The 16,661-nt window shown below is 46.3% G+C and carries 14 protein-coding genes; all 14 read right to left on the bottom strand.

The features are described 5' to 3' along the window. Positions 1–52 precede the first annotated feature (52 nt). The gene (locus tag ABIN22_RS01630) at positions 53–907 is read right to left on the bottom strand and encodes a helix-turn-helix domain-containing protein (RefSeq protein ID WP_118619391.1); all 855 of its coding nucleotides are present in this window, start codon (positions 905–907) and stop codon (positions 53–55) included. 71 nt (positions 908–978) lie between these two features. Beyond that, entirely contained in the window at positions 979–4,293 is a 3,315-nt protein-coding gene (locus ABIN22_RS01625; protein ID WP_346906204.1) for a PAS domain-containing protein, read from the bottom strand. A 31-nt stretch (positions 4,294–4,324) separates the two neighbouring features. After that, the gene (locus ABIN22_RS01620; RefSeq protein WP_118619361.1) at positions 4,325–6,379 is read right to left on the bottom strand and encodes a methyl-accepting chemotaxis protein; all 2,055 of its coding nucleotides are present in this window, start codon (positions 6,377–6,379) and stop codon (positions 4,325–4,327) included. A gap of 201 nt (positions 6,380–6,580) precedes the next feature. After that, positions 6,581–8,074, bottom strand: a complete 1,494-nt coding sequence (locus ABIN22_RS01615) for an IMP dehydrogenase (protein ID WP_346906203.1) — start codon at positions 8,072–8,074, stop codon at positions 6,581–6,583. A gap of 131 nt (positions 8,075–8,205) precedes the next feature. After that, complete coding sequence (locus ABIN22_RS01610) at positions 8,206–9,435, bottom strand: dicarboxylate/amino acid:cation symporter (protein WP_118619363.1); 1,230 nt, start codon at positions 9,433–9,435, stop codon at positions 8,206–8,208. Positions 9,436–9,618: 183 nt separating this feature from the next. Next, positions 9,619–9,993: a DUF5655 domain-containing protein gene (locus tag ABIN22_RS01605; RefSeq protein ID WP_109729619.1), complete on the bottom strand. Its 375-nt coding sequence runs from the start codon at positions 9,991–9,993 to the stop codon at positions 9,619–9,621. Between the two features lie 153 nt (positions 9,994–10,146). Continuing rightward, positions 10,147–11,088, bottom strand: a complete 942-nt coding sequence (locus ABIN22_RS01600; protein ID WP_346906202.1) for an NAD(P)-dependent oxidoreductase — start codon at positions 11,086–11,088, stop codon at positions 10,147–10,149. A gap of 22 nt (positions 11,089–11,110) precedes the next feature. Continuing rightward, complete coding sequence (locus ABIN22_RS01595; protein ID WP_346906201.1) at positions 11,111–11,779, bottom strand: RraA family protein; 669 nt, start codon at positions 11,777–11,779, stop codon at positions 11,111–11,113. Between the two features lie 20 nt (positions 11,780–11,799). Further along, positions 11,800–12,465 (bottom strand): RraA family protein, encoded by a 666-nt coding sequence (locus ABIN22_RS01590; protein ID WP_346906200.1) that lies wholly within the window; start codon positions 12,463–12,465, stop codon positions 11,800–11,802. A 63-nt stretch (positions 12,466–12,528) separates the two neighbouring features. Further along, entirely contained in the window at positions 12,529–13,191 is a 663-nt protein-coding gene (locus ABIN22_RS01585; protein WP_346906199.1) for a cysteine hydrolase family protein, read from the bottom strand. Between the two features lie 26 nt (positions 13,192–13,217). Then, positions 13,218–14,375, bottom strand: a complete 1,158-nt coding sequence (locus tag ABIN22_RS01580; RefSeq protein ID WP_346906198.1) for an amidohydrolase family protein — start codon at positions 14,373–14,375, stop codon at positions 13,218–13,220. 15 nt (positions 14,376–14,390) lie between these two features. Beyond that, positions 14,391–14,978, bottom strand: coding sequence for an amino acid synthesis family protein (locus ABIN22_RS01575; RefSeq protein WP_346906197.1), 588 nt, complete (start codon positions 14,976–14,978; stop codon positions 14,391–14,393). 11 nt (positions 14,979–14,989) lie between these two features. Further along, positions 14,990–15,580 carry an amino acid synthesis family protein gene (locus ABIN22_RS01570; RefSeq protein WP_346906196.1) on the bottom strand — a complete coding sequence of 197 codons (591 nt, stop codon included), beginning with the start codon at positions 15,578–15,580 and terminating at the stop codon, positions 14,990–14,992. An 18-nt stretch (positions 15,581–15,598) separates the two neighbouring features. Next, entirely contained in the window at positions 15,599–16,651 is a 1,053-nt protein-coding gene (locus ABIN22_RS01565; RefSeq protein ID WP_346906619.1) for an alcohol dehydrogenase, read from the bottom strand. Positions 16,652–16,661: the final 10 nt, after the last annotated feature.

Here is a 16,661-nt window from a genome sequence, read left to right as displayed (position 1 = left end):
TATCATACGATCTATACTCTGTATTGTAAAAAAACGACATTGAATTTTCCTTTTATCTCCAGCTTTGTGCGATCTTTCTCGCCTCCTCCGGCGACGTCCCGTGGAACCGCCTGAACTCTTTTTGCAGGTGTGACTGGTCTGTATACCCGTACCGGTATACGGCATCCAGTATGTCGAACTGAGGGTCTGTAACCAGATTATGCCATACATTCTGGTAACGCACCAGTGTGGCAACCTTTTTCGGAGGCAGCCCGATCTTCCCTAAGAAGAGCCTTTCCAGCTTCCGCGGACTGACGCAGCAGGATTCGCATAGTCCCCTGACTGACACGCCGCCTGAGCTGTCCAGTATGTTGTGAACCGCCTGAAACAGATCGGAATTCAGTTCCATATCTGCTAATTTACGGTACAGGAACTGCTCCACCCGTGCGATTCTTTCCTTCACCGTCAGCAGATAGAAAAACGGCTCAAAAAGGGACCTCCACTCTTTTCCAAGATCATCCATATCAAGATGAAGATTCCGGGTCTCCTGAAATTCCAGATTCAGGAAAAGATGTACCGCCCAGAAATGAAACCGGATGGCAAAAACAGTTACCACGTCTGTTTCCCCTCCCTGCACGGTTGTAAAAGGTAAGTCCTGAATCCCGCACAGCATACCAGTCATCGTCTGCTTCGTATGGTTGACCGAAAGTATGATATCCACACACGTGTCCGGAATAACCAGAACTTCTCTTCCTGCCGTCTTTGCAAGGTTCTCCCTAATTGTTCCCTCCGTACCTGCTTCGTTTGTAGTCCAGTAACAGGCAATGTATGGCCGCAAAGGTTCCCCCGGGAGATATTCCTTATATGTATGATCCGATAAAAACGGACGCGCCGTAATAGGATGGTATATTGTATGAAAGTTCAGCATGTATGTCTCCTCTTTATTTACGTCCGTACGGGACATGTTCTATATCCTGCTGTCTGACTCACCCGTATCATTTACTTCCGGTCCAGATAATGATGCATGACACTAATCAGGTGGTCAACCTCAATAGGCTTCATCACATGTTCATTCATTCCCGCCTTCTTTGCACGGTAAACATCATCTGCAAACGCATTCGCTGTCAATGCTATGATCGGAATATCTGCTGCATCCGGACGCCGCCCCTCTGCCGCTGACTTACGGATTACTTCTGTAGCTTCGTAACCGTTCAATACAGGCATCTGGATATCCATCAGGATCAGGTCATATGTTCCCGGCGGATTCCTTTCAAACAAGTCTGCGGCCTCCTGTCCGTTTGCTGCACAAACAACTTCAATCCCATACATATCCAGTAATTCCTTCACGATCTCCTGATTCAGCAGATTATCCTCCGCAAGCAGAACCCTTGTCCCCGGTTCAAATGCATATTCCATATCATCCGGCTTCTGGCTGCATGGCGCACTGCCGTCCTCCGTTTCCGGCACCAGCTGCAGATAGATGGTTACTATGAATTTTGTACCCCGGTTTATTTCGCTTTCCACCTGGATGGTGCCATTCATCATTTGCACCAGATTCCTTGTTATCGCAAGCCCCAGACCGGTTCCCTGAGTCCAGCCGACACGCGGGTCTTCCGCCCTTTCAAACGGAAGGAACAATTTTTCCTGAAACTCTTTCGTCATTCCGATTCCATCGTCTTCCACTATAATTTCATAGCAGCCGACTCCGCTTTCACTGGATAGTTTTTCCTCCAGACAGATGCTGATATTTCCTTCCTCACCGGTATACTTCACCGCATTAGACAAAAGATTCAGAAGCACCTGCTTGACACGGGCGGCATCACCACGAACGGCATTGTGCTCCATTTTTTTTACACTTACTGAAAAATGCTGCTTCTTTGAGCCGGCCTCTGGCTGTATAATCTGTGACACATCTTCCAGTAGTTCTGTCAGCCGTATCGGTTCCTCATTCAGACCTACATTTCCAGATTCTATTTTAGACATGTCCAGCACTTCATTGATCAATTCCAGCAGGTGCGCCCCCGACAGGCTGATTTTCTGCAGGCAGTCCTCGATTTTCTCCTGACTGCCTATATTCTTTTCCGCAATCGCTGTCATTCCCATGATCGCATTCATCGGTGTCCGGATGTCATGGCTCATTCTGGATAAGAAATCCGACTTGGCCCTGTTTGCACGGTCCAGTGAGTGATATGCTTCCTCCAGAGCTGCTTTGGCCCTTTTTTCTTCTTCATAATATTCCAGTTCCCGCTGTTTCTCTTCACTGATGTTCCGGAATGCGATGATAATCGTCCTTGGTTTTCCGTTCTCAATAGAAACCGGGTAAATTTCCAGCCTCAGCCAGAGGTCAGGATTCTGATGACGGAATTCGACTTCTGTATGTTCATTCTTCCCTGTCAGTTTATTCAGAAGCCACTCTCTCTGGCAGATTTCTGCCACCCTGTTTAAGTCATCCTGATTGATGCTGTGCAGGATGTATTTCCTTAATCCCTCTGTAAACGACCCCCTCCGGGGAAGGATATCCCCTTCGTTCACCTCCGGCATACGGACTGCATAATAATTGTCCTGAAAGAGGTCTACATAAAACATGCTGATATAGACATCGTTGATTGCCTGCAGCGCCGACTGGTTCATATATAAACGTTCACTGTTCTCAAAAAGCTTTGACTTCATGCTGTGTATATTCTGCAGTGCCCCCACAACCCGGGCCGGCCTTCCTTCTTCCGTGATCAGCCTGCAGTTTACCCGGAACCATATAAACTTCCCTCTTTCTCCTCCCGGAGTCGTACAGCGTACATCAAACACCTCACTGCGGCCGTGGCAGATATTGTCAAGCACCTTGGGGGCGTCATCCGGATGCACAATCTGCTCATCCAGAATGATTTCCGAATAACGGTTCAACTCATGCCGCACAACCCCGCCGCCTGCCTGTGGTTCATAGCTGATAAACGTATCGGTATCCATCAGGTACTCGAACATGACTGCCGCACTCGCCTCCATTGCCACGCGGTACAGGTCCTGTTCCCGGTTGAGCCTTTGCTGGAGGTTTTTCCGGGGTGTGATATCGACTACGGTCCTCTGTATAATAAGCTCTTTCTCAGCTGTCATCCCAACGATCATGCTCGTCCCGTCCATCCAGTGGATAGAACCGTCTTTCCACTTCACACGGTATTCAAGATCCTGCCGGTCCCCTGTCTGGTGAAGCTTTGAATAATGTGCTCTGATCTTTTGCTGGTCTTCCTCCAGAACTGCACCAAGTACGCCGTCATGCCAGTCGTTTACCCCTTCCTCTATATCACGGTATCCCATGAGTGATACAGTTGCCTTATTAAGGGAAATGAGCTGGCTTACGCCGTCATTTCTCTGTACGAAACGAATAATCCCGCACGGTACTGTATCATAGATACTTGTCAGAAGCTCAGTCTGCTCTCTCAGCCGCTGGGCATCCTCCTCTGTCCGGGTGATATCCAGATAGAGGCTGTTGACCATCCACCTGCCATCCACATCCTGTGCCTTTTTCCCGCTGTCCATCACCCACTTCAGACTGCCGTCCCTGCAGCGCACCCTGTAACGGGTAGAATAAGTCAGGCCGCCGTCCCTGAATGCCTCCGCACAATCGGCAAGTGCTTTATCCAGATCAGGAGGATATACTGTTCCTACCGCCGTCCCGCCTGTAACTTCCATAAATTCTTCCACCGTATATCCAAAGAGGGCCGCCGCCTCTTTGCTGACAAATGCGAAAGAATAGGTGTCATCATCATTACTGATCTTAAGCCCTCCGGCAATAGAAGACATAATCACTTCCAGCTGGCGGTTCTGCTGTTTGATTTCCTCTTCCAATGCAGTCAGGCGTTCCTGAACATAATCAAAGGACTGCCGTCCGATTTTTTCCGGGAAAATTTCTCCTTCAACCATTTCCTGATAAGGGTTGGAACAATGAATGTGTACACACTTCATTCCATCTTCTGTATCCTGAAGTACAAAGGTAACTCTCTGATGGACTTTGAGATACATCCCGGTATCCGGATTCGTCGCAATCCACATACGCCCCGATACGACATACATATTCTCAGCCGGACAAATGACCTCATATTCCTCGTCTGATATCGTGCAGTCCGGTATTCCCTCTTTAAACTCACGAAACTGCGTGATAATGTTGTCCCTCCCTGTGAGATATTCCTCTTCCCCGGCCCCGAACCATGAAATCTGCATTGCAAAATGGTCAATAATCCATCTTGTATCGTGCTCGCAGTAATGCTTGTGCATCATTAGGCTGGCTATTCTTCTCGCTTCTTCTATCCGCTGATTTTTATTCATGTCTGCTGCTCCTGCTTCTTGTAATACTTTTTTATTCGTCCTCTTTCCTGATTCTAAAATTCCCAATCAGTTCCTTTAAGAGTAAAGCCTGGGCTGAAAGCTCCTCACTGGCCGCCGCACTTTCCTCGGCCGTTGCAGAATTCATCTGGACAACGCCGGAAATCTGTTCAATCCCTTGCGTAATCTGTTCTGCAAATCTCGCCTGCTCTGCTGAAGCCGCCGAAATCTCTTCTATCTCACCGGCCACCCTGCCTGCTCCCGCCACCACGTTCTGAAGTGTATCTGCCGTCTCATCTGCAATACCCGCCCCATTCTCTACTGCCAGCAGAGAATTCTGTATCAGGGCTGCCGTACTCTTCGACGCATCCGCACTCTTTTCCGCCAGCTGCCTGACCTCACCGGCCACGACTGCAAAGCCTCTTCCGCTTTCACCTGCCCGGGCCGCTTCCACCGCAGCATTGAGGGCTAGGATATTTGTCTGAAAGGCAATCTCCTCTATTGTCTTTAAGATCTTACTGATCTCACGGGAACTTTCCCGGATATCCTGCATGGCACCCAGCATCTCCCGCATCCTTACATTGCATTCTTCTGCTTCCCTTCCAACCTGACCTGCCTGCCTTTTCGCCGCATCGGCCCGTTCCGCATTAGAAGTGATCTGGCTGGTAATCTCGCCGATGCTGACAGCCAGTTTCTCCACCGTCCCTGCCTGCTCGGAAGCTCCCTGTGCCAATGCCTGCGCACCTGCAGACACCTGTTCAGATCCACAGGATACCTGCTCGGCAGAACTGCTGATCTGGTTCAATGTAGTATTCAAAGAATCCAGAATCTGTTGCAGCGCTTCCCTAATAAAACGCAGGTCACCGATATAAAGATCCTTTGTAGTAACGGTAAGGTCACCTTTTGCCATCTCACCCAATGTACCGGACACATCTTCTATCATCTCTTTCAATGTCTGGATGGAAAAGCGCACGCTGTCAGCGAGCCGGCCGATCTCGTCTTCACTGTGGACACGGACCTGCACTTCCAAGCTGCCCTGTGAAAATTCCTCCATGTTGCTGCTAAGTTCCGCCAGGGGCCTCAGCATCCTGCGTATAATCAGTATTGTCACCGTAATCAAAATCACCACTATTATGGCGGATAAAACGAGCATCACAGCAATCAGACTGTCACGGGTGGCATTCACCTCTGAAACCGGCAGAGTTGCGGCTGCAAGCCATTGTGTTGAAACACTGTTTTTAAAAACAGAAATATATTTCGTACCTCTGTAACTAAATTTTATAACTCCATTGTAATTCTCTGCGGCCTTTTGCTTGTATTCATCTGTGATATCGAGATCCATGACATTTTTCTCCATTGCATCGGGATCATCACTGTATATATAATCTAAATTGCTGGAAATAATCTCCAGATATCCATTTTCCCCAACTTTGATGTCTGCAAGAAGCTTATTCAGACTGCTGACATAAACATCAAAACCAACGAAACCAGTGATACCACTCCCGCCATCCACACGCACCGGTGATACAATAGACACAATATCTTTATTCGTGGCCGGGTCCGTATAAGGGTCTGAAATCACGGTATTTCCATTTGTAATAATCTGGCTGTACCATTGTGTATCTGCCAGATTTGCCTCCACGGTTTCACCATCTGAAAGCAGATATCTGTCCGATCTTATATCCGCCGCCCATACCTGAAGGACCTTTTCATCGGCCATACGGTCAAGTGCTCCGGAGAGTTCTTTCAGAACAATTGCTTTCCCTTCATAGGACTCAATATCCTGCGGTGATGAAACTGCCTCAAAATAACGCTGAAGGTCTTCGCTCTCCTCAAACATCTTGACTGCGGACACCTTGCTGTTAAAGAAATCATCCACTATAGATACCGCATAATCTGCCTGCACATTGATGATATCATCATTCAGCCCCGAGATACTATCTGCGGCCATGATGCAGGATACAATGATCAAGATACTGAGCGAAGGAATTATAACCGCGAGTAAACTCAAAATGATTCTGGATGAAATGGATTTTGACTTTTTCTTTTTTCCATTTTCTTTCTTCTGCTGAACTAACAAATTTGACATATAGGATGCCCCCGTAATCTATAGACTTATGTATGCATCATTATATCATAAATACAAAACCCGCGAAATACTTCATTCCATATTTCAGTTTACATTCCGGCGCATATGCAGGGAGAAAATAATCCGGACAGCATCCTCTATGTTTCCTAGAACGCTGCCCGGATAAAAATGTGTATCTTATGCTTCTGTAAGTTTTCCGCGTTACCTCTTGTCTCTGAGTGTCACATCATGTGCCCCGCCTTCAACAATACTTGTGGACGATACCAGTGTGATCTTCGCCTTTTCCTGAAGTTCCGGAATTGTGAGTGCACCGCAGTTGCACATCGTAGAGCGTACTTTGCTTAACGTCTGGTCGACATTGTCTTTCAGGCTTCCCGCATAAGGAACAAAAGAGTCAACTCCTTCCTCAAAGGAAAGCTTCTTGTCGCCGCCCATATCGTATCTCTGCCAGTTTCTTGCCCTTGCACTTCCTTCGCCCCAGTATTCCTTCATATAGCTTCCATTGATATTGACCCTCTTAGTCGGGCTTTCGTCAAATCTTGCAAAATATCTTCCAAGCATAACGAAGTCGGCTCCCATTGCAAGTGCCAGTGTGACATGGTAATCATGCACGATTCCGCCGTCTGAACAGATTGGTACATAGATTCCTGTCTCCTGATAATACTCGTCTCTCGCTTTTGCCACCTCGATCAGGGCCGTTGCCTGTCCCCTTCCGATTCCTTTCTGCTCACGTGTGATGCAGATTGCACCACCGCCGATTCCGACTTTTACAAAGTCCGCACCCGCTTCTGCGAGGAAACGGAACCCATCCGCATCGACTACATTGCCGGCGCCTACTTTTACACTGTCGCCATACATCTCCCTGATATAGTCAATCGTCAGTTTCTGCCATTCTGAAAATCCTTCTGAACTATCAATACAAAGAACATCAGCCCCGGCTTCCACCAGCGCCGGAACTCTCTCTGCATAATCCCTCGTATTGATTCCCGCTCCTACCATATATCTCTTCGAACCATCAATCAGCTCATTCTCATTCTTCTTATGGGTATCATAATCCTTGCGGAAAACCAGATATACAAGTTCCTGATTCTTGTTGACAAGAGGAAGGCAGTTGATCTTGTGTTCCCAGATGATGTCATTGGCCTCTTTCAGTGTTGTATCCTCGTCGGCGTATACAACATTCTCAAGCTTTGTCATGAAGTCCTTTACCTTCGTATCCGCATCCATCCTGCTTACCCGGTAGTCCTTATTCGTCACGATACCCAAGAGCTTCCCGCTCGGACTTCCATCCTCCGTAACCGCTATAGTTGAATGCCCTGTACGCTCTGTGAGTTCCAGTACATCCTGAAGAGTCATCTCCGGTGAAATATTAGAATCACTTACTACAAACCCTGCACGGTAGCGCTTTACCCTTTTAATCATCTCCACCTGGTCTTCAACAGACTGTGAACCAAAGATAAATGACAAGCCGCCTTCCCTTGCAAGTGCAATTGCCAGTCTGTCGTCGGATACGGACTGCATGATTGCAGAAACCATCGGAATATTGATACTAATCGCGGGCTCATGTCCTTTTTCGTATTTCACCAGTGGTGTCTTAAGGCTTACCTTTGCCGGAATGCACTCTGCAGATGAGTAACCCGGAATTAAAAGATATTCGCTGAAAGTCCTGGATGGTTCTTCGTAATAAAATGCCATGATAATCCTCCTTTTTTGGCTGCTGTTCTTATGATTAACATATTTTCAGAATTATATGTTCCTATCGTACCACAATCAGCGCTGACAGAAAACCCCAAAAGTTACCAAAAAAGGAGGCTGTTTTACCAAATTTATTTTGCTTTCTTTGCTTCTTTCTTAGACTCCAGCCTGCTGATGATAATGGAGCAGGCAGCATCTCCTGTGATATTGACTGTTGTCCTTCCCATATCGAAGATTCTGTCCACACCGGCAACCAGTGCAATTCCTTCCACGGGAAGTCCGACACTCTGCAGCACCATCGCCAGCATGACCATACCTGCCCCCGGAACACCTGCCGTGCCGATGGACGCAAGAGTTGCAGTCAGCACAATCGTAACCATCTGTCCAAGCGTCAGGTTTACCCCATAACAGGTTGCGATAAATATAGCACAGACACCCTGATAGATAGCAGTACCGTCCATGTTAATCGTAGCCCCCAGCGGGAGTACAAAGCTAGCCACATCCCGTCTTGCCCCCAGCTTCTCTGCACATTCCAGATTCAGTGGAAGTGTTCCCACAGAAGAGGCACTGGAAAAGCCCATAATCATTGCCGGTGCCATGCCCTTAAAGAACTTCAGGGGGCTGACCCCGCCTAATGTCCTGACAGTTGTCGAATATACCACAACTGCATGGATAATGTACGCAATATATGCCGCCAAAAGTACCATTGCCAGAGAACCCAGAATTTCCGGACCGTTCACTGCCACAACCGGTGTAATCAGACAAAAAACACCGAATGGGGAAAGCTTCAGTATCATTGTCATGACTGCCATGCTCACATCTGCCAGACTGTTAATCCCTTTTGCCAGTGCCTTTCCCTTTTCCCCTGCAACGATGATTCCAAAACCAAAAAACAACGCAATGACGATCACCTGAAGCATCGTAGCATCCGCCATCGGCTGGATGAAGTTCGACGGGAAGATATTCACAAGTGTATCCATAAAGCTGACTGAATCTGCTGCCTCATATTCGAGTCCGCTCGTCTGGAGCACATGGAATGTTCCTTTGAACACATTTGCCAGAATCAGGCCGATCACTACTGCAAATGCAGTCGTACACATATAATACACGACTGTCTTCCATCCAATCGAACCTACCTTACGAATATCGCTCATAGAAATAACCCCCGCAATAATCGATGTCAGTACGATAGGAACAACGATAAACTTCAGCAGGTTCAGGAAAATCGTTCCGAACGGCTTGATGTAGCTCTCCGCCCACTCTGCCTTACCGGTAAGCATGAAGATAAGTCCTGCCACGATCCCCAGTGCCAGCCCGATAAAGATTTGCATTGCCAATGATAGCTTCTTTTGTTTCTGCATAATTCCGTCCTCCAATTTATATATATTTTATATACAAATTATAAAATATTTATAATTGTAATGCAATCTTTATTTTTCTAATTAATTTGTTAGATAATTCACAATGTTCTGAAATCTTTCACTTATTTGTGAATTGTTTCGGACATATATCATATGTAAATTTGACTTCTTTAGTTTCTGTTGCTACTTTAACAATGCAAATTCATAGGCTTCCCTGATCCAGCCCATCAGTTCCTGATCAATCTCATCTACATCTTCCACAATTACATGATGCGTCCACCGGTTTGGATAGGGCTCCACTGCCTGCATGATCCGCGGCGATTCCAGCCGGTGTGACAGACCAAATGTAACGATGATACAGATTTCGGGCCATCCTTTTCTTCTTCTGACCGGAAGCGAAACAAATGCAAAGTTATACTTGTTTTTGAACGAAATCTGGGTCTTTTTTACTTGAATCTCAATATACGCACACTCTTTCAGGATTCTTTCCTCAAATGCCTGATATATCGGCAGGGCCTGGGGCATCTTATCAAAAAACAATAAAGTATCAGCTGTCATAATCGTGCTTTCTCCTTTCAGGTTAGTCCCTCTTACCTAAATTCTACCACACAATTGACAAAAAGGAACTGCCTGCTGACAGTTCCTCATGATTGTGTTTTATAAATATTATAGTACTCCCTTCGGGTATATACTGTAATTTTGTAACAGTAATTACAGACATCCCAAAGGTTCCTGTCCTGAGGCAATACGCTGAGCGTTTTCCAAACTAAACTTATATACACGATAGTAATTATCGTATGTCGCTGCACCAACATGAGGTGTCACAATTAGATTTTCTATATTTAAACCGAATAAAGTTTCATTTTCTTCGAAAACGTCTACCGCTACCCCACGAATTTTTTTACCTTGCAGCGCCTCAATAAGAGCTTCTTCATCGACAATCTGACCACGCGCTGTATTGATAAGAATTGCCGATTCCTTCATGTGCTCAAACTGCTCTCTGCCAATCATGCCACGCGTGCTGTCTAAGAGTGGCACATGTATAGATATAACGTCCGCCTCACGGATTAATTCATCCAGATCCATATATTCACAACCTAACACAGCTTCCTCTTCAAGCGGCATCCGTATAACATCACTGTAAATAATCCGGGTTCCAAAGGACTTAATCCGCTTCATCACTTCACGCCCGATGGTGCCGCCTCCAATGATTCCCACGGTTTTTCCCAACAGCTCATAACTTTCATGCCGGTATGTCCATGTATGCCATTCCTTCTTCTTACCAAGAGTATCCAGTTCTATGATGTGCCGGTACAATGCCAGCATGTCCAACACGGCAAGTTCTGCCACTGACGAAGCATTAAACCCTCGGCAAATAGAAACCGGAATGTTTTTTTCTTTTGCATAGGACACATCTACCATATCCACTCCAACACCTGTTCTCTGAATGAGTTTTAGTCTGGGAGCCTGGTCTATGATTTCTCTTGTTACTTTGAATGTTGTATCCAGCAAACATTCCGCTTCAGCAAGTGTTCCTTTTTTTCCAATATTGGGCTGTAAGAAGCGTAAATCAACCTCTGCCGGACACATCTCCAGAATCATCCGCTCCATATGTTCGTTCATTTTATCTAAATACAGTACATTAATACCCACAGCAGTATCCTCTCCTTCTTATTTAGATTTCTTTTGTCTGTAAATGATGATATCCGTTTTGCGCACGCGATTCACGCAGAGATTTTCCGTCCTGCAGGGACTTCCTGATACATTCTTCCTTCTGCTCAATTTCTCTTGCGATCTCCAGAACAGTTTCTACTTTATCAAAAGGTACTACTAATGCACCCGTATCATCGCCGAAAATCAAATCTCCCGGACATACCTTGATTCCCGATACCGTCACAGGTCCATTAATTTCTGCTACTTCAACACGGTCTTTCCCGGTAACCATATAATGTCCTAATGAAAAGAGCGGAAATCCGATCTTTCTGACATCTTTTACATCACGGCAGACACCGTATATCAAAGCCCCTGCAATTCCGCGCATCTTTGCATACAATGCCATAATATCGCCCCATACAGTACAGTAATCGCGCCCACCATTATCCAACACACATACCTGCCCTGCTTCTACATCATCTAAAAAATCTCCAACGGTTCCTTTTACTTCTCCACAGGGAACATAGCGTACTGTAAACGCCTGCCCACACATCACTTTTTCCGGCGTGACTGGCTTGATCTGGTACAGGCCTGCCGGAATGCCCAGACGGTCCATTGCGTCAGAAATACTTGTAGAATCCAACATCTTATATGCCTCGATAATCTCCGGTGGAAGTTTTGGAATTTTCATAGGATCCTCCTTATCTGTTTCTATTTCAACATATTTTCATAATTGTATTTCACATCCACTTCTTTCATGGACATACCTGACTTGATATCCCTACACATAGCCGTTTCTTTTTCCAGAAGTGTTTCAGCCTTTGCCACCACATCTTCCAGACGTTCCTGCGGGATAAATACGACTCCTGTAATATCTCCCATGACGATATCTCCCGGACGCACCTGCACTCCATGAAAAGATACCATCACATTTGTGGCTTCCTCCATAACCCTGCCGCGGGCCGTGGCGCAGATAGTGGCACGCGCATAAACAGGAAATCCCAGTTCTATGCACTCATCCAAATCACGGCAGGCCCCGTCAATGACAACCCCTGATACCCCTTTATATTTTGCACCTGTGCTTAGCACGCCTCCCCAGCAATTGACATCAATCCGTCCGCCATTATCGATCACAATGACATCACCCTTTTTAGCTGCCTCAATCGCATTCACACCCATATGAGTTGTTGATTTCGTCAAGCCTGCGGCAACTACTTTCATAGTCACTGCCTCACCAATTATCTTTCTGCAGTTCTCATACATCTTGTTTACTCCATACGTAGAGCCTTTCAGCCCCAATGCATCCAGAGCATCTGAAACATTCGTGGTAGACAGATTCTCCAGACGGCTTCTCAATTCCTGTGTTAAAACTCCCATTATGTATTCCAGCCTTTCTTTTATAATAAATTGCCTGCTCTCTATGCCTGTTCCATTTTCATATTATACGATGCGGCACTCGTCCCCCGGCTTAAGTTCCCCCATTGCAGCAATCAATTCATTCGCCGATGTAACTGTTGCAAAATGTGTTTCGAAATCCCACATCTGTGATTCCTGCTCACGTTCACTTGTAGCACGGACACAATCTCTTGGCACAAACACTTCATAATCTAATTGAAATGCATCTGCCACTGTTCCCCTGACACAAATATTAGTAACCACCCCGCCTACAATGACCTTTTCGCACCCCATATCACGCAATGTTAAGTCTAAATCAGTCTGGAAAAATCCGCTGTAACGCCGTTTATTCACCACATAGTCTTCCGGCAGAATAGGAAGTTCTTCTATCTGCTGTCCTCCCCAGGTTCCCTCATAACAAGTTCCCTCACGTTTTTCTGTCACTTTGTCATATTTATCCGCGCGATATTTCTGGCAGATCCAGATAATTGGAATCCCATGTTTTCTGCCTGCTTCTACCAGACGCTGTATCGGTTCTACTACAAGATACCCGTCATCCAGCACCATTTTTCCACCCGGTTTACAAAAATCATTCATCATATCTACTATTAAAATCGCTGTTTTCCGCAAATCAATTTTCTTCTTCAAATTTGTATAATGCTCGCTAAACTCCATATTCTTAAAGCCTCCATTCTTCTTTTTATTCACACTTTTCCAGATATACAGCCTGATCTTTACAGAAATTCCGGCCTGTGGTTACCCGGTGGTGTATTGCGGCTTTTATCAACAATTATCTGTCCCTCCACCATGATATGGGTTAACGCCGGTATATCTCCTGCCTCAATTGCTTCCAGGGCATCTCTTCCCACAGAACCAACAGGTGCATCCATACAAATCAGGTCGGCTTCTTTTCCTGCAGCAATGATACCGGTATTCAATCCAAAAGTACGTGCCGTATTTCCGCTTGCCATAGCCAGAGCTTTCTCCGGTACAATCCCGCACAGGCTCGCATAACACACATTGCGCAGTATTCCCAAAGGGATAAAACCTGTGCCCGACGGTGCATCGTTGCCAAAGATAACCCTGTCTTCTTTTCCTAATTCCAGAACGCGCTCATAAATGTATTTTGCTACCTTGTAATTGCCACACTGTACAATCTCTATTGCTGTATCTGTCTCGCAAATGATACGATCTACTTGCTGAATCGAAACAGCCGTCGGACCTCCATTACAATGAGAAGCCACCGTTGGTTTTGTTTTGATCACATCATCCGCTGTAACCGTGGAACTTCCCGGAATAGAAGTCCCGCCTGTGTGCATATGTACCTTAAAACCATGCCGTTTTGCAATGGCAACTAAAGGGGCTGCATCTTCGGGTGACTTCACAGTGCCAAGTCCAATCTCTCCTACGAGCCACACCCCTTCTTTTTCCATCTCTATAAAATCTGCTTCTGTCAGGCCTTTTTCCAGTATCAATGCCCCTCCGTACACCTTTGCCCCCAAAGGCGGCTTATTCCGGAATGTCTTCGATAAAAAAATGGCCTGTGCTTTTGCACCAGCAGGATCGTCCGGACGCCCGGGAAAATGTGGTTCTCCTGCTGAAATAATAGTCGTACAGCCGCCGTGAATCTCACTTTCCAGAAAATCCACTGCCTTCTGACGAAATGTGTAATCCCCGGCACAGGGATGGCAGTGGGAATCAATCAGTCCGGGAGCAACCGTAACCCCTTTTGCATCCAGTATCCGTACACCGGGGTGCTTCTCTGTCATCTCTTTTCCTCCAATTTCTGCAAACAGGCCATCTTTTATATAGATCGTATCTGCCTCTAGCAATGGATGCCTGATGTCACCACTGACTAATTTCCCGATATTCGTAATTAACAGTTCCTGCATGTATAAAACCCCCTTTTAACTGAGTCCATCCAGATTTTTTACCTGATCCGGCATAAGCCCTCCTACTCGCGGGAATGGACGCGAACCAGTAGTCACACATAAAACAATCATAATCTCGTCAGGATGAGGAGCATCTTCTATCAAGACCTCCATACCATCATAATGCGTGCGTACCTTCACAGCACGTTTGCTGTGCAGTGGGACATCAATAGAACTGCCCGCCGGCGCGGCCTTTTCTGAAGATGGAATGATAGACAATGTATCCTTTAAAATCTCACGTACGGGAGCATCAAATCCCATATGCAGAAGAGCAGCCCCATGCTCCTGTTCTCCTTTTGTCCCGGTTATGCATGCTTTGCCATAACTTTGGATTTCCCCGCTTTCCACTCCCAGGGCTTCCAATGCATTCTCCAGTAATAGTTTTCCAAGATATGCCCCGTACTCCTCATAAAGTGAGAGGTCCTGAGTGTGGTATCCTGCAAATAAATTCTTTATTACTGCTGTAGAAGCACATTTTCGCAGCGGTTTTTCCAGTCTTTTACCAATTTCCTTCCGTGTTTCCTCTATCACTACAACCTCTTTACGTATACATGGCTTTCTCATATTTCCTCCTCCTAATCCAGACCATTCTGACCCCGTATCTCATTTACAGAAATACCGCCGATACGGGCATGAGGTCTGCCGCCAGTAGAAAACGCAACTGCTACAACAACTTCATCCGGGTGCGGTGCATCTGGAATACGAATCGTAATTGAATCATAATGGGAGCGGACCAGCATTGCGTCTTTATAGAGCAAAGGAACATCTAATGATGATCCCGGTGCTGCAATCTTTTTGACTGACGGAATAACCGCCTTGCCTGCCTGTAGATACTTTCGCATGGGAGCTCCCAGACGCGGATGCATCAATGCCGCAGCATGTTCATGCTCCCCACTTAAGCCCACGATACACGCTTTCCCAAAGCTGTGCACTTCCAGAGGGGATACTCCCAGTTTTTCGACAGCCGCCTGTGTCAGATAACCACCTAAAAATTCGCCGTATTCCATTAATTCCGTTAAGTCTTCTGTGTATAACCCGGAAAACGGATTTTTTATCACAGCTGCTGCCACACATTTTTTCAGTGGTTTTTCGAGTTCAATCTCCCCCTCACTACGAATTGTTTCCCTGAATATAACTATTTTCCGGATATCGGGTTCTTTTCCCATAACTTCCGCCTCCTATTTCTACGCCCCGTTATCGGGAGCAATTGCCACCTTGATAACCCCATCCTCTTGAGCTTCAAAAATGCGGTATCCTTCCATTACGCCGTCTAAAGTAAATCTGTGTGTAATCAGCGGACGAGCGTCTAATTTCCCGCATGCTGCCAGTTTAAGTATTTCTTTACAGGAACTGGCATGTACACCGCCTGTCTTAAAGACCAGATTTTTACCGTACATCTCATTCAATGGGAGCACCTGAGGTTCTTCATACATCGCTACAATACATACAACTGCACTGCATCTTGCAATCTTCCACGCCAGTTCAAAGGTTCCTTTACCGCCTGCCACTTCAAATACACGGTCGGCACCGCGACCTTCTGTTAACTTTTCTACCACCTCTGTGACATCTTCATTCCGAGGATTCACAATCACATCCGCCAGTCCATGTTCGATTGCAAAATTCAGCCTTTCCTGAGAGATGTCAACCACTACAATACATGACGGTGCATATAATCTTGCACACATAGCGGTACTCAGTCCTGTTGGTCCTGCTCCTATAATAACGACCGTATCAGCCGGCTGTATCTCTGTGATTTGAGCCGCCCAATAGCCTGTTGACAAGACATCCCCTACCAATAAAGCCGCCTCATCAGAAACTGACTCCGGAATACGATCAAGACAATTCTCTGCATAGGGAACACGCACATATTCAGCCTGCCCTCCGTCTGCTGAGCACCCAAGTGTCCATCCCCCGCCCGGTGCGGAACAATTATTTACATATCCCCGCTTACAGAAGAAACAGTTTCCACAAAAAGTTTCGCAATTAACTGTTACACGATCACCGATTTTCAAATGATGAACTGCCTCCCCCAATTCCTCTATGATTCCCACCATTTCATGTCCCAGAATTGTACCTGGGACCGCTCTTGGGACCGCACCATGTTTTATATGCAGGTCGCTCGAACAGATCGCAGCCAGCTTCACTTTTACAATAGCATCCATTGGGTCCATAATCTGAGGAACAGGACGTTGTTCTAATGCTAACTCTCCTTTTTCCCGATATACAACTGCCTTCATCATGCCTGTC

This window comes from Faecalicatena orotica, assembly GCF_905197545.1.
Classification (GTDB): domain Bacteria; phylum Bacillota; class Clostridia; order Lachnospirales; family Lachnospiraceae; genus Faecalicatena_A; species Faecalicatena_A orotica.
Note: the sequence above shows the minus strand (reverse complement) of the source record. Positions and strands in the feature narration are given on the sequence as shown.

Bases quoted from the DNA above. Each gene is read 5' to 3' on its own strand.
- ABIN22_RS01575 (WP_346906197.1), bottom strand. From the start codon at position 14,978: ATGAGAAAGCCATGTATACGTAAAGAGGTTGTAGTGATAGAGGAAACA.
- ABIN22_RS01610 (WP_118619363.1), bottom strand. From the start codon at position 9,435: ATGCAGAAACAAAAGAAGCTATCATTGGCAATGCAAATCTTTATCGGG.
- ABIN22_RS01625 (WP_346906204.1), bottom strand. From the start codon at position 4,293: ATGAATAAAAATCAGCGGATAGAAGAAGCGAGAAGAATAGCCAGCCTA.
- ABIN22_RS01570 (WP_346906196.1), bottom strand. From the start codon at position 15,580: ATGGGAAAAGAACCCGATATCCGGAAAATAGTTATATTCAGGGAAACA.
- ABIN22_RS01595 (WP_346906201.1), bottom strand. From the start codon at position 11,779: ATGAAAATTCCAAAACTTCCACCGGAGATTATCGAGGCATATAAGATG.
- ABIN22_RS01630 (WP_118619391.1), bottom strand. From the start codon at position 907: ATGCTGAACTTTCATACAATATACCATCCTATTACGGCGCGTCCGTTT.
- ABIN22_RS01605 (WP_109729619.1), bottom strand. From the start codon at position 9,993: ATGACAGCTGATACTTTATTGTTTTTTGATAAGATGCCCCAGGCCCTG.
- ABIN22_RS01580 (WP_346906198.1), bottom strand. From the start codon at position 14,375: ATGCAGGAACTGTTAATTACGAATATCGGGAAATTAGTCAGTGGTGAC.
- ABIN22_RS01565 (WP_346906619.1), bottom strand. From the start codon at position 16,651: ATGAAGGCAGTTGTATATCGGGAAAAAGGAGAGTTAGCATTAGAACAA.
- ABIN22_RS01590 (WP_346906200.1), bottom strand. From the start codon at position 12,465: ATGGGAGTTTTAACACAGGAATTGAGAAGCCGTCTGGAGAATCTGTCT.
- ABIN22_RS01615 (WP_346906203.1), bottom strand. From the start codon at position 8,074: ATGGCATTTTATTACGAAGAACCATCCAGGACTTTCAGCGAATATCTT.
- ABIN22_RS01620 (WP_118619361.1), bottom strand. From the start codon at position 6,379: ATGTCAAATTTGTTAGTTCAGCAGAAGAAAGAAAATGGAAAAAAGAAA.